The following is a 12943-nucleotide window of genomic DNA, read 5'->3' on the forward strand; positions in this document are numbered from 1 at the left end:
CGAACCACGCTCACGCGGCCCGCGAACCGTTCTCCAGCGAGTCGGTGCCCAACCGCTCACCTCACCGGCGCGCGACCCCTTCGGCCCGGGCCGCCGCGGCCACCGCCGCGGTCACCGCCGGTGCCACCCGCTCGTCGAACGGCGAGGGGATCACATAGTCGGCGGCGAGATCGTCCCCGACGACCGCGGCCAGCGCGTCGGCCGCCGCGATCTTCATCCCCTCCGTGATCCGGGACGCCCGCACCTGCAGCGCCCCGGCGAAGATCCCGGGGAACGCCAGCACGTTGTTGATCTGGTTCGGGAAGTCGGACCGCCCGGTGGCGACCACCGCCGCGTACTTGTGGGCGATCTCCGGATGCACCTCCGGGTTCGGGTTGGCCATGGCGAACACGAACGCGCCCTCGGCCATGGAAGCCACCGCCGGCTCCGGAACCGTGCCGCCGGAGACGCCGATGAAGACGTCCGCGCCCGCGAGCGCCGCGTCCAGCGAGCCGGAGAGTCCCGCCTTGTTGCTGATCCCGGCGAGCTCCCGCTTGACGTCCGTGAGGTCGTCCCGGTCGGACGACACGACGCCCTTGCGGTCCGCGACGGCCACGTCGCCGATGCCCGCCTCCAGCAGGAACTTGGCGATGGCGATCCCGGCCGCACCCGCGCCGGAGATCACCGCGCGCAGTTCGCCCAGCGAGCGTCCGGTCAGCTTCGCGGCGTTCCGCAGGGCCGCCAGCGTCACCACGGCCGTGCCGTGCTGGTCGTCGTGGAAGACGGGGATGTCCAGCCGTTCCTGGAGCTTCCGCTCGATCTCGAAGCACCGGGGCGCCGAGATGTCCTCCAGGTTGACGCCGCCGAAGGACGGCGCGAGACGGGCCACGGTCTCGACGATCTCGTCGACGCCCGTGCAGTCCAGCGCGATCGGCACGGCGTCCACGCCGCCGAACTGCTTGAACAGGATCGCCTTGCCCTCCATCACGGGGAGCGAGGCCTCCGGACCGATGTCGCCGAGGCCGAGCACGGCCGTGCCGTCGGTCACCACGGCGACCACGTTCGACTTCCACGTGTAGTCGTTGACGAGGTCGGGCTGTTCGGCGATGGCGCTGCACACCTTCGCGACGCCGGGTGTGTACGCCAGGGACAGGTCGTCCTTGTCACGCACGGGCACGGTGGCCTGCACGGCCATCTTCCCGCCACGGTGCAGGGCGAACGCCGGGTCGAAGGCCCGCGAGTCCACGGAGCCGTCGGAATTCACCGGCTCCACGTCGCCTTCGGAACCCGTACTGCTGTCGCTGCGAGGATTGACGATCTCCGCTGCCACTTTGTTTTACCCCTTAAGTCTTCATTGATTGAGGGTGACCACTCCTGGTTGAGGGGTGGGCGGGCACCGCGTATGCCCTGCCGCCGTGGTTGCGTACGGGCGGATACGCGACGGGCGCGCCGCACACGCGCCCTGAGCCCCGGATGAGGGGTGTAAAGAACCTTCTTACCGGACGGACTGCGCCGAGGACGAGCCCATCAGGCGAAGCTCACACGCCGGTGACATGACTCATACCCGAATATGTGGACAAGTCCAGGATTTGACGCAAAGTCGTCGCAAGCGCGCCGGAGCGGCGGCCCGCATCCTGACCTGCGCCGAAGATCTTCCGGTCGGAAGGGGGGATTCCCGCACAGGATCCGGCACGACCGGGGCACCCAGTGTTGGTCCGGGGGTCACCCGTTATCCGATTTTGACATAGCGGGTCCCCTGAAGGGCGCAATCCGAATGGCAAGATGCCGTCATCACACGAGGTCGCGACACCCGATGGTGTGTGTTCTCGTCGACCCATCGGCAACTCCCTCATCCGCCGGAGGAACCCACCATGACCGCACGCTCCACCCGTCGTACGACCGTCACGCGCTCCCGGATAGCTGCGGTCGGCGCGATCGCGGTCGCCGGGGCCCTGGTACTCACCGGCTGCGGTGACCAGACCAAGGACAAGGGCAGCGGCTCGGACAGCGCCAGCACCAGCTCGGCGCCGCTGGCCGACAAGCTCCCCAAGGCCATCAGGGACGCGGGAGTCATCAAGGTCGGCTCGGACATCGCGTACGCGCCGGTCGAGTTCAACGACAGCTCCGGCAAGACCGTCGGTATCGACCCCGACCTGGCCGACGCCCTGGGCAAGCAGCTCGGAGTGAAGTTCGAGTTCCAGAACGGGACCTTCGACACTCTGATCACCGGTCTGCGCTCGAAGCGGTACGACCTCGCGATGTCCGCCATGACGGACACCAAGGACCGCCAGAACGGTATCGACTCCGACACGGGCAAGAAGGTCGGCGAGGGCGTCGACTTCGTCGACTACTTCACCGCCGGTGTCTCGATCTACACGCCCAAGGGCAAGACCCAGAACATCAAGACCTGGGCCGACCTCTGCGGCAAGAAGATCGCGGTGCAGCGCGCCACGGTCTCCGAGGACCTCGCCAAGTCCGAGAGCAAGAAGTGCACGGGCGGCAAGAAGATCGCCATCGAGGCCTACGACAACGACCAGCAGGCCCAGACCCGGCTGCGCGCCGGTGGCGCCGACGCCGGTTCCTCGGACTTCCCGGTCGCCGCGTACGCGACGAAGACCTCGGGCGGCGGCAAGGACTTCGAGATCGTCGGCGAGCAGGTCGAGGCGGCGCCGTACGGCATCGCGGTCGCCAAGTCCAACACCCAGCTGCGCGACGCCATCAAGGCCGCGCTCGACGCCGTCATCAAGAACGGCGAGTACGACAAGGTCATAGCGAAGTGGGGCGTCGAGGCCGGCGCCGTCAAGACGGCCACGGTCAACGGAGGAAAGTGACCGCGGGCGCGAGCGGGCACTGAAAGGCAAGAACACCCGTGACTGTTGACATCGACAAGACGGCAGGGCCGGAGGACACTCCTCCGGCCGGGCCGGAGGCCATCAAGGCCGTTCCCGTCCGGCACTACGGACGCTATCTCTCCGCCGTCGTCGCGATCGCGATCCTCGTCGCGATCATCTACGCGTTCGGCCAGGGCAAGATCAACTGGAACGCCGTACCCGACTACTTCTTCGACCACCGCATCATCAAGGGCGTCGGCCAGACGCTGCTGCTGACGGTGCTCTCGATGGCGATCGGCATCCTCGGCGGCGTCCTGCTCGCGGTGATGCGCCTGTCGAAGAACCCCGTGACCTCGTCCATCGCGTGGTTCTACATCTGGTTCTTCCGCGGCACCCCGGTCCTCGTCCAGCTGTTCGTCTGGTTCAACCTGGGTCTGGTCTTCGAGTACATCAACCTCGGGCCGATCTACAAGGACTACTGGTCGAGCTTCATGACGCCGTTCCTGACGGCGCTGCTGGGCCTGGGCCTGAACGAGGCCGCGTACATGGCCGAGATCTGCCGTGCCGGTCTGCTCTCGGTCGACGAGGGACAGACCGAGGCCTCGCACGCGCTGGGCATGAGCCACGGCAAGACGCTGCGGCGGATCATCATCCCGCAGGCGATGCGCGTGATCGTGCCGCCCACGGGCAACGAGGTCATCAACATGCTCAAGACGACCTCCCTCGTGTCGGCGGTGCAGTACTACGAGCTCCTGCGCTACGCCCAGGACATCGGACAGACCTCCGGCGCCCCGGTGGAGATGCTGTTCCTGGCCGCCGCCTGGTACCTGATCATGACCTCGGTCCTGAGCGTGGGCCAGTACTACGTCGAGCGGTACTACGCCCGCGGTTCCAGCCGTCAGCTGCCGCCGACCCCGCTGCAGAAGATCAAGGCCAATCTGACGTCCCTGTCGAGCCGGAAGGGGGCGACGGCATGACCGAGAACGAAACCACCGAGGACATCTCCTCCGGCACGCCGATGGTGAAGTCCGAAGGCGTCCACAAGTCCTTCGGCGCGGTCGAGGTCCTCAAGGGCATCGACCTGGAGGTCAGGTCCGGCGAGGTCTTCTGCCTCATCGGCCCCTCCGGCTCCGGCAAGTCGACCTTCCTGAGGTGCATCAACCACCTGGAGAAGATCAACGCCGGCCGTCTGTACGTCGACGGGGAGCTGGTCGGCTACCGCCAGAAGGGCGACAAGCTGTACGAGCTCAAGGACAGCGAGGTCGCGCTGAAGCGCCGGGACATCGGCATGGTCTTCCAGCGCTTCAACCTGTTCCCGCACATGACGTCGATCGAGAACGTCATGGAGGCCCCGGTCCAGGTCAAGGGGGTCAGCAGGGCCCAGGCCCGGGAGCGCGCGGGCCAGCTGCTCGAACGCGTCGGCCTGGCCGACAAGGCGGGCAACTACCCCTCGCAGCTCTCCGGCGGCCAGCAGCAGCGCGTGGCCATCGCCCGCGCGCTGGCGATGGACCCGAAGCTGATGCTCTTCGACGAGCCGACGTCGGCGCTCGACCCGGAGCTGGTCGGTGACGTCCTCGACGTCATGCGCGACCTCGCCGAGTCCGGTATGACGATGATCGTCGTCACGCACGAGATGGGCTTCGCCCGCGAGGTGGGCGACTCGCTGGTCTTCATGGACGGCGGTGTGGTGGTCGAGTCCGGCCACCCGCGCGAGGTGCTGACGAATCCGCAGCACGAGCGGACGCAGTCGTTCCTGTCCAAGGTGCTCTGAGGATTCCCACGGCCTGATGCCGCCCGCCCGCGAGGGGTGGGCGGCATCCGCCGTTCCGGACCGCTACAGGTTCCGCCAGGGGCCGCGCGGCGCGAGGCCACCCTCGGTGCTGGGCGACGGCGGCGGTCCTCCGGACTACCTGATCCCCAGCACCAGCGCGTCGGACGGCGAGCGCCACACCGCTCGCGCCTCCGCGAAGCCCTTCTCGCGCAGCACGCGCGCGTGCCAGTCGGCGGACGGGGTGTCGCCGTCGGCGTGCTCGCCGTAGATCTCGAAGCGGCGGGCGGTCGGGGCGGCGAGGACCGGGTCCTGCGCGGCCAGTTCCCACCACGCGGCCCAGTCGAGGACGCCGCCCTCCTTGGCCCGGTCCATCCGGGCGTGCCGCTGGGCGCGGTCGGCCGCGTTGATCAGGGGGGTGGACTCGTCGATCATGTGGTCGGCGTTCATGAAGACACCGCCGGCCCGGACGATCCCCGCGATCCGGCCGTAGAGGGCCGCGAGGGGGTCGCTGTGCAGCCAGTGCAGGGCCGTGGCCGTCAGTACGGCGTCGTAGGACTCGTACGGCAGCCGGGCCGTCCAGTGCGGGTCCTTGAGGTCGGCCGTGACGAAGGAGACCCGGTCGTCGCCCGCGAAGGTGCCCTCGGCGATGGTGAGCAGCGCGGGGTCGAGGTCGACGCCGGTGCTGGTGGCGTGCGGGAGCCGGGTGAGCAGCCGGGCGGTGATCGTGCCGGTGCCGCAGGCCAGGTCGAGGACGCGCGGCGCGGGGCCGACCAGGGCCTCGACCATGTCGAGCATCACCCGGAAGCGCTCCTCGCGGTCCGGCATGTACCACTCCTGCTGCCGGTCCCAGCTGTCCTGCCAGGCCTGCCAGTCGGTCCCGGTGCCCTGCGTCCCGGTGTGGCCGATTCCGGTGCCGACGGTCATGGAAGCCCCCTCTTCACTCACCCGCGTAATACCCTGGAAGCGCAATCAGCCGTTACCTGACCGCACGCATGACGATAGAGCGCCTCCGTAAGGACTACAAGTGGAACTGGCCTATTACTCGGACTACGCGGTTCGTCTCGTCAACAGCGAGGAGCCGGCCCGGGGCAAGGACGCGCTCACCTCGGTGGAGGCCGTCCGCGACCTCTTCGCGGGCAACGCCTCGGCGGCGCGCCGTGCCACGGACGCCGACGTGACGCGCTTCCGTTCGGTCCGCGCGAGGCTGCGCGCCGTGTTCGAGGCGGCGGACGGCGGAGACGAGACCCTCGCGGTCGACCTGCTGAACTCGCTGCTCCTGGAGTTCCCCGTCAGCCCGCAGATCTCCGGGCACGACTTCCGGGACGACGACGGACGCCCGCTGTGGCACATGCACCTCGCGGACCACCCGTCGAACGTGACGGCGGGTTACGCGGCGATCGCCGCCATGGGGCTCGCCTTCCACCTCACCTCGTACGGTGTGGACCGGCTGGGCCTGTGCGAGGCCGCGCCGTGCCGCAACGCCTATCTGGACACGTCGACGAACCGCTCCCGGCGCTACTGCTCGGACCGCTGCGCGACCCGGGCCAACGTGGCCGCCTACCGGGCCCGCAAGCGCCTGGAGGCGGACCGGTCGGAGAGTACGGGCCTGACGGCCGACAGCGCCCAGCGGACCAGCGTGAACGGCGAACGCTGACCGTCCTTGAGGGGCCGGTACCGGAACCGCACCTTCCCGAGGACGAGTTCCTCGGGCACCGTGCCGTAGTCGGTGCTGTCCCCGCCGGCGAAGGCGTTGTCACCCAGCACCCACCAGCCGGCCTCCCGCCGCTGGGCCACCCGCTTCACCACGAGCAGGTCCTGCTGGAACGGATGACGCAGAACGACCACGTCACCGGGCCCGACCCGGGCCCCGTACTGCACGACGAGCCGATCCCCGTGCTGGAGCGTGGGCACCATCGAGGGTCCCCGCACCTCGGCCGCCCCGAACGGCAGTACGGCCCTTCCACGTTCGCTCTCCTGCGACAGCTCCGGCATCACCGGCACCTCCCCGCTCCATCCTCCACCAGTCCCAGTGTCGCCCCGGACTTTTGTCCTAAGCCCATGGGGGCACTCGCGAAAAGACGTCCCCCACGGAGTAATGTCCCACCTGAGAAGACGATCACGAGGAAGGACAGCTCCATGCTCTCCCGCCTGTTTGCCCCCAAGGTGAAGGTCAGCGCGCACTGTGACCTGCCCTGCGGCGTGTACGACCCTGCCCAGGCCCGCATCGAGGCGGAGTCGGTGAAGGCCGTCCAGGAAAAGATGGCCGGTAACGACGACCCGCACTTCCAGGCCCGCGCCACCGTCATCAAGGAGCAGCGCGCCGAACTCGCCAAGCACCACGTCTCGGTGCTCTGGAGCGACTACTTCAAGCCCCCGCACTTCGAGAAGTACCCCGAGCTGCACCAGCTGGTGAACGACGCCCTGAAGGCCCTCTCGGCCGCCAAGGCGTCCACCGACCCGGCGACGGGCCAGAAGGCGCTGGACTACATCGCCCAGATCGACAAGATCTTCTGGGAGACCAAGAAGGCCTGATCCGGGCCGCGTTCGCCATGACCGGCGGGCGGTGCACCCTCGCAGGTCGACGGGCGTCCCGAAGGGGCCCGGCCGGAATTCCGGCCGGGCCCCTTCGGGTGTGCGGGTCACGTCGTGCCCAAACGCCGGGTCACGCCCGACGGGAATCGCCGGGAACGGACCCGGAGATCCGGTGACGTCGCGCTACGGGCGGATGCCGTCGCAGGCGATCGGCAGGTGCCGGGGGCCACGCAGGACCGCGTTCTGCCGGTAGGGGGGCGGGTCCTCCACCAGCCGGGGGTTCTCCAGCCTGCGGGCCAGTTCGGCGAGCGCGAGCTGTGCCTCCAGCCGGGCCAGCGGAGCGCCGAAGCAGCTGTGGATGCCGCTGCCGAAGCCCAGGTGCTGGATGTCCCCGCGGTCCGGGTCGAACCGGTCCGGGTCCTCGAAGCGGTCGGGGTCCCGGTTGCCGGCCGCCAGCACCAGCCACAGCGACGAGCCCTTGGGGATGGTCACGCCGCGCACCTCGATGTCGGCGAGGGTGCTGCGCTGCGGCAGCAGCTGCACCGGCGGCTCGAACCGGAGCAGTTCCTCGACGACGGGGACGGCCATTTTCGGGTCCTCGCGCAGCCGTTGCAGGATGCCGGGGTTGCGCAGCAGGGTCAGCATCCCGTTGGTGATGAGGTTGACCGTCGTCTCGTGACCGGCGATCAGCAGCAGCGCCGCGGTGCTCATGACCTCCATGGTCGTCATGGCGCCGTCCGGCCCCTGCGCGGTGGCCAGTTGCGACAGCATGTCCTCGCCCGGCTTCTTGCGCCGCTCCTCGATCAGCCCGGCCAGGTACATGCCCAGCTCCGTACGGGCGTTGTTCGAGACCTTGGCGCGCTCGCCCGCGTCGGCGCCCGGGACGGGGTCCAGGCTCGCGGCAAGGATGTCCGCCCAGGTGTGGAAGCGGGGCTCGTCCTCGCGCGGCACCCCGAGGAGCCGGCAGATCACGGTCACCGGGAAGGGGTACGAGAACTGGTCGACCAGGTCGATCCGCTCCGGGTCGCCGATGCCGTCGATGAGCCCGGAGACGATGTCCTCCAGCTCGCCGTGCATCTCGTGGACGCGCCGCGGGGAGTGCGGGGGTCCGAAGGGACGGTTCGTCATGCGCCGCAGCCGGTCGTGCTCCGGGGGGTCGAGCCGCAGGAAGGCCGGCGGCAGCGCCGACTCCTCCTCCGTGTCGCCCAGCGGATCGCCCGCCGTCGCCTTCAGGTTGCGCGCGTCGGAGCTGACCCGCGGATCGTGCAGCAGGCTCTGGATGTCGTAGTACTTACTGACGACGTAGGGCCCGTCCGCGTCGTGGTACACGGGGGTCTCGCGGAGTTCCTCGTACAGCGGGTAGGGGTTCGCGCGGTGGGAGTAGTCGATGATCTGCCGCAGGATGGCTTGCGTCATGGTGCGTCCTCGGGAGCGTCGGATCAGTGCCCGGCGGGGGTGAACGTCATCCGCCGGTCGGCCGGCGAATATCCGGTGAGGGTGACGGTCGGGCCGCTCGTGGGCACTGACGGGTCGGGGAAGTCCGCGTCCACCGGGCGCTGGCCCTCGGGGCGGCGGTCCACGGTCGGGAAGGACGGCGGGAAGGGCGCTGTGGTCTCGATCAGCTGCTGGTAGAACTGCAGCCACTTCGTCTGGTCGAAGGTGACGGCGCCGATGACGCGCCCCTGGTACCCGTACACGCCGGTGAATCTGCGCTCGCCCAGGGCGCCCTGCGCGATGAGGATCTCCGTCCCCATCGACGGCACCCCCACGGACTTGATGTTCACGCCGAACTGCGAGGACCAGAAGGCGGGCACCCAGATGTGGGGACGGCGGTCCACGCTGTCGCTCATCATGTTGTGCGCCGCGGTCTCGGCCTGCGCGACGGCGTTGCCCCAGTGCTCCAGGGACAGGAACTGGTAGCCGAACAGCGGATGGGGGGAACGCGCCACGTCGCCGGCCACGTAGACGTCGTCGGTGACGATGCCGCGGATGTCGAAGGCCCGGCAGCCGGCGTCGCAGGCGATGCCGCGGGGGCCCGCGCCCAGTCCGGATCCCGCGAGCCACTCGGTGTTGCGCATGGCGCCGAGGCACACGACCACCACATCGGCCTCGACGGTGTTCCCGTCGGAGAGATGGGCGGCGCGGACCCGGTTCGCGGAGTCGCCCTCCAGGCTGGTCACCATGATCCCGCAGCGCAGGTCGACGCCGTGCTCACGCTGCAGTTCGGCCGCGACCTGGCCGACGACCCCGCCGAGCGCGCCGACCAGGGGCGCGGCGGCCCGTTCGGCGACCGTGACGGCGATCCCGCGTTCCCGGCAGGCGGAGGCGATCTCCGAGCCGGTGAACCCGGCACCGATGACGAGCACACGGCGCGGGTTCTGCCCGAGCGCGCGTGCCAGGCCGGTCGCGTCGTCGCGGGTGCGCAGGACGAAGACGCCGTCGAGCTCCGCCTCGCTCTCCCTCGGCCAGGGCCTGGCCCGGACGCCGGTGGCGATCAGCAGCCGGTCGTACTCCACCTCGTCGCCGTCGGCCAGTCGTACCCGCCGGGCCGCCATGTCGAGGCCGGTGGCGGGGACCCCCAGACGCCACCGCGCGTCGATCGCGCGGCGCCGGGGCAGGGAGGTACGGTCCGGCGCCGCCCGGCCCAGCAGGACCTGCTTGGACAGCGGGGGCCGGTCGTAGGGCTCGTAGGGCTCGTCCCCGACCATCGTCAGGGAACCGGTGAACCCCTTCTCGCGCAGGGTCTCCGCGGCCCGCAGCCCGGCGAGCGAGGCGCCCACGACGACGACACGTCCGTCGCGCTTGAGCCGGTCGAGGGATCCGTCACCGCTCACCGGTGACCTCCCGGTCCGTTCCCGCGTTCTCGCCCCGGTCGCCCGCGTCCACGGTGATGGCCTGGACGGGACAGGCCGCGACGGCACGCGCCACGTCGTCGCGCCGTTCCTCCTCGGCCTCCGGGTTGTAGAGCAGGGCTTCGTCGCCGTGCATGGCGAACACGTCGGGAGCGAGGAACGCGCACTGCGCGTACCCCTGGCAGCGGTTGAGATCGACGACAAGTCTCACCGAGGAACAGCCTTTCCGTGGCCCCGTCCCGCCCCCTCGCCGTCCAGCATGCGGGAGGGGGCGCGGACCCGCTCGCCGGAGCGTCCGATGGGGCGACGGGGTCACCGCGGGCTCCCGGACCGGCGCGGTTCGCGCAGGCCGACGCGGAGGATGTGGAGGCTGACGATCAGCGCCCAGGCCGGGAAGACCAGTTCGGACCAGGGCAGGGTGGACCCCGCGGCGAGCAGGACCACGCCCACGAGGTATCCGAGGAAGGCGAGGGACCGTGGCAGGACCCCGAGGCGGTGTCCGATGGTCGAGGTCGTGAAGACGAACACGGCCGCCACCCGGAGCGCGTACGTCGTCATCATCGTGTAGGCGAAGTAGCGCCCGAAGTCGGAGGACCGCGTCTCGTCCAGGACCGTGCCCGCGGCGGCGCCGGCCGCGAACATCGTGGCGACGAAGATCAGCCCGCTGCCCAGGAACACCGTGGCGACGAACCTGTCCTCGGCGTCACCGACCCGCGCGCGCACGGCGCCCATGAACCACAGGAAGAAGATCCCCGCGAAAGGAAGGATCTCCAGCGCCGTCTGCACCGCCCACCGTTTGCCGGGATCGATCCTCGCACCGGGCGGGTTCCCGGCGGGGACGGAGATCCGCACCAGGACGATCGCCACCGCCAGCAGCACCGCGAAGACCGCCCCGGCCATGCCGGCGGCCCGCGGTGTCCGCAGCCGCTCGTCGTTCGCCTCCATCGTCGCCCGCCCTCCTTCCCGGATCGCCTCTCGGTCCAGCAAGCAGGCCCACGTGCCCGCACGCCACCGGGGGCACCCGCGGGGGTGACGGCCTCTCCCCGCTGTCGGTGGCCCGTGCCATCCTGGAGAGGTGACTGTGGAGGACCTGGTCCGGCTGCGCCGGACGCGCGACCGGATGGACCGTGAGTACGCGGAGCCGCTGGACATCGCCGCGCTCGCCCGCACGGCGCTGATGTCGCCCGGCCACTTCCAGCGCAGCTTCCGCGCCGCGTACGGGGAGACGCCGTACGGCTATCTGATGACCCGCCGGATCGAGCGGGCCAAGGCCCTGCTGCGGCGCGGCGACCTGACGGTGACGGAGGTCTGCCTCGCGGTGGGCTGCACCTCGCTCGGCTCCTTCAGCTCCCGCTTCACGGAGCTGGTCGGCGAGACCCCGAGCGCGTACCGGGCGCGCCCGCACGACCACGGCGCCCCCATCCCGCCCTGCGTGACGCGCCGTCTGACCCGCCCCTCCCGCCACCGGAGGCCGGACGAGGGGGAACCGGGGACGCGCCTGTAGCTCCCGTCCACCCCGCGCGAAGGCCCCGGCACGGCCTAGCCTGGGGGTCATGGACCTGAAACTTTCCCAGTGCTTCGTCGCCGTGGACGACCACGACAAGGCACTCGCCTTCTACCGGGACGTCCTGGGCCTGGAGGTACGCAACGACGTCGGGTTCGAGGGGATGCGCTGGGTGACCCTCGGCTCGCCGCTCCAGCCGGACGTGGAGATCGTCCTGGAGCCCCCGGACGCGAGCCCGGACGCCTCCCCCGCCGACAAGCGGGCCATGGTCGAGCTGCTCGCCAAGGGCATCCTGCGCGGGGTCATCTTCACGACGACCGACTGCGACGCCCTCTACGAACGGGTCCGCACGTCCGGCGCCGAGGTCCTCCAGGAGCCGACGGACCAGCCGTGGGGCGCCCGCGACTGCGCGTTCCGCGACCCGGCCGGCAACCTCCTCCGCTTCAAGGAGCGCCCCGCGGTCTGACCACGGCCGCCTCCCTCCGGGGGCGGGTCCCGGGGTCCCGGGGTCTCGGGGTCCCGGGGCGGGTCCCGAGTCCCGCCCCCGGCTGCCCGTCCCCGGTTACCGTTGCGTCGGCCCCGCCGCACCGCTCACCACCGGAGACACCCATGCCGTCCGCGCGCTCCAGCCTCCTCTACGTCAGTGACCTGGCCTATCCGGCCAAGGGCCGGCGGTACGGCGACGAGGACGTGTTCCTCACCTCCCGGCTGCGCGAGGACTTCGACGTCGCCGTGTGCCATCCGCTGGACGCGGTCGCGCTGATGGCCGGCTTCGACGCCGTGGTCGTCCGCAACAGCGGGCCGGTGCTGGGCTACCGGGCGGAGTACGACGCCTTCCGGCAGCGGGCGCTCGCGGACCGCGTCCGCGTGTACAACCAGCTCTCCGGCAAGGGGGACATGGCCGGCAAGCAGTACCTGCTCGACCTCACCGCGGCCGGGTTCCCGGTCATCCCCACCGTCGACCGCGCCCGGGACCTGCACCGGCTGCCGGACGTCGACACGTACGTGGTCAAGCCGAAGCTGGGAGCGGACTCGATAGGCCTGGAGTTCGTGCCGCGCGACCGGCTCGCCGGGCTGTCGTACGACGACCGTCTCGTCCAGCCGCGTGTCGACTTCCGCTACGAGGTGTCCTTCTACTTCGTCGACCGGGCCTTCCAGTACGCCCTGTACGCACCCCGCCCGGACCGGCGATGGGATCTGGAACCGTACGAAGCGACCGAGCGGGACCGGGAGTTCGCGCAGCGGTTCGTCGACTGGAACGACATCGCGTACGGCGTCCAGCGCGTCGACGCCTGCCGGGCACCGGACGGCGAGCTGCTCCTGGTGGAGCTGGAGGACCTCAACCCGTATCTGTCGCTGGACGTGCTCTCCCCCGCCGCGCGGGACTCCTTCGTCGCGCGGATGAAGGAGTCGTTGCGCGGTCTGCTGGGACAGGAGACGGTACGAGGTGCCGCGGGAACCGTCTGAACGGTCC

15 protein-coding genes are annotated in these 12943 nt (G+C 70.3%); 8 read left to right on the forward strand and 7 right to left on the reverse strand.

The features are described 5' to 3' along the window. Positions 1–61 precede the first annotated feature (61 nt). Positions 62–1309 (reverse strand): NAD(P)-dependent malic enzyme, encoded by a 1248-nt coding sequence (locus tag GFH48_RS14450; protein WP_153288663.1) that lies wholly within the window; start codon positions 1307–1309, stop codon positions 62–64. Between the two features lie 541 nt (positions 1310–1850). On the opposite strand from GFH48_RS14450, the gene GFH48_RS14455 reads away from it, so the two are divergent. The 3 genes from GFH48_RS14455 to GFH48_RS14465 are packed head-to-tail and all read left to right on the forward strand — an operon-like array spanning position 1851 to position 4581. After that, on the forward strand, positions 1851–2810 hold the full coding sequence (locus tag GFH48_RS14455; RefSeq protein ID WP_153288664.1) for an ABC transporter substrate-binding protein: 960 nt from the start codon (positions 1851–1853) through the stop codon (positions 2808–2810). Between the two features lie 38 nt (positions 2811–2848). Next, positions 2849–3787 (forward strand): amino acid ABC transporter permease, encoded by a 939-nt coding sequence (locus GFH48_RS14460; protein WP_153288665.1) that lies wholly within the window; start codon positions 2849–2851, stop codon positions 3785–3787. A 41-nt stretch (positions 3788–3828) separates the two neighbouring features. Continuing rightward, positions 3829–4581: an amino acid ABC transporter ATP-binding protein gene (locus tag GFH48_RS14465; RefSeq protein ID WP_153292909.1), complete on the forward strand. Its 753-nt coding sequence runs from the start codon at positions 3829–3831 to the stop codon at positions 4579–4581. 135 nt (positions 4582–4716) lie between these two features. Here the strand turns inward: GFH48_RS14465 and GFH48_RS14470 are convergent, their stop codons facing one another. After that, positions 4717–5505, reverse strand: coding sequence for a class I SAM-dependent methyltransferase (locus tag GFH48_RS14470; protein ID WP_153288666.1), 789 nt, complete (start codon positions 5503–5505; stop codon positions 4717–4719). 100 nt (positions 5506–5605) lie between these two features. Between GFH48_RS14470 and GFH48_RS14475 the strand changes: the two genes are divergently transcribed. After that, positions 5606–6235 carry a CGNR zinc finger domain-containing protein gene (locus GFH48_RS14475; RefSeq protein WP_153288667.1) on the forward strand — a complete coding sequence of 210 codons (630 nt, stop codon included), beginning with the start codon at positions 5606–5608 and terminating at the stop codon, positions 6233–6235. Here the strand turns inward: GFH48_RS14475 and sodX are convergent. Continuing rightward, a complete protein-coding gene (gene sodX / locus GFH48_RS14480) occupies positions 6139–6573 on the reverse strand; it encodes a nickel-type superoxide dismutase maturation protease (protein WP_153288668.1) in 435 nt (144 codons plus the stop codon). The genes GFH48_RS14475 and sodX overlap by 97 nt on opposite strands. A 144-nt stretch (positions 6574–6717) precedes the next feature. Here sodX and sodN point away from each other — a divergent pair, with 144 nt between their 5' ends. Further along, the gene (gene sodN, locus GFH48_RS14485) at positions 6718–7113 is read left to right on the forward strand and encodes a superoxide dismutase, Ni (protein WP_023546844.1); all 396 of its coding nucleotides are present in this window, start codon (positions 6718–6720) and stop codon (positions 7111–7113) included. A 183-nt stretch (positions 7114–7296) separates the two neighbouring features. On the opposite strand, the gene GFH48_RS14490 is transcribed toward sodN, so the two are convergent. The 4 genes from GFH48_RS14490 to GFH48_RS14505 all read right to left on the reverse strand — a co-directional run bounded on the left by GFH48_RS14490 (position 7297) and on the right by GFH48_RS14505 (position 10910). Then, positions 7297–8529 (reverse strand): cytochrome P450, encoded by a 1233-nt coding sequence (locus GFH48_RS14490; RefSeq protein WP_153288669.1) that lies wholly within the window; start codon positions 8527–8529, stop codon positions 7297–7299. 23 nt (positions 8530–8552) lie between these two features. Beyond that, on the reverse strand, positions 8553–9947 hold the full coding sequence (locus GFH48_RS14495) for an NAD(P)/FAD-dependent oxidoreductase (RefSeq protein ID WP_153288670.1): 1395 nt from the start codon (positions 9945–9947) through the stop codon (positions 8553–8555). Further along, on the reverse strand, positions 9937–10176 hold the full coding sequence (locus GFH48_RS14500; RefSeq protein ID WP_153288671.1) for a ferredoxin: 240 nt from the start codon (positions 10174–10176) through the stop codon (positions 9937–9939). The genes GFH48_RS14495 and GFH48_RS14500 overlap by 11 nt, the downstream gene beginning before the upstream one ends. Positions 10177–10277: 101 nt before the next feature. Beyond that, a complete protein-coding gene (locus GFH48_RS14505) occupies positions 10278–10910 on the reverse strand; it encodes a hypothetical protein (protein WP_153288672.1) in 633 nt (210 codons plus the stop codon). A gap of 175 nt (positions 10911–11085) precedes the next feature. Here GFH48_RS14505 and GFH48_RS14510 point away from each other — a divergent pair, with 175 nt between their 5' ends. The 3 genes from GFH48_RS14510 (at position 11086) to GFH48_RS14520 (ending at position 12936) form a co-directional block, all read left to right on the forward strand. Further along, positions 11086–11469, forward strand: coding sequence for a helix-turn-helix transcriptional regulator (locus tag GFH48_RS14510; protein ID WP_381916611.1), 384 nt, complete (start codon positions 11086–11088; stop codon positions 11467–11469). A gap of 49 nt (positions 11470–11518) precedes the next feature. After that, positions 11519–11935, forward strand: coding sequence for a VOC family protein (locus tag GFH48_RS14515; RefSeq protein WP_153288674.1), 417 nt, complete (start codon positions 11519–11521; stop codon positions 11933–11935). Between the two features lie 143 nt (positions 11936–12078). Further along, the gene (locus GFH48_RS14520; RefSeq protein WP_153288675.1) at positions 12079–12936 is read left to right on the forward strand and encodes an ATP-grasp domain-containing protein; all 858 of its coding nucleotides are present in this window, start codon (positions 12079–12081) and stop codon (positions 12934–12936) included. Positions 12937–12943 lie beyond the last annotated feature (7 nt).

Source organism: Streptomyces fagopyri (assembly GCF_009498275.1).
Lineage (GTDB): Bacteria > Actinomycetota > Actinomycetes > Streptomycetales > Streptomycetaceae > Streptomyces > Streptomyces fagopyri.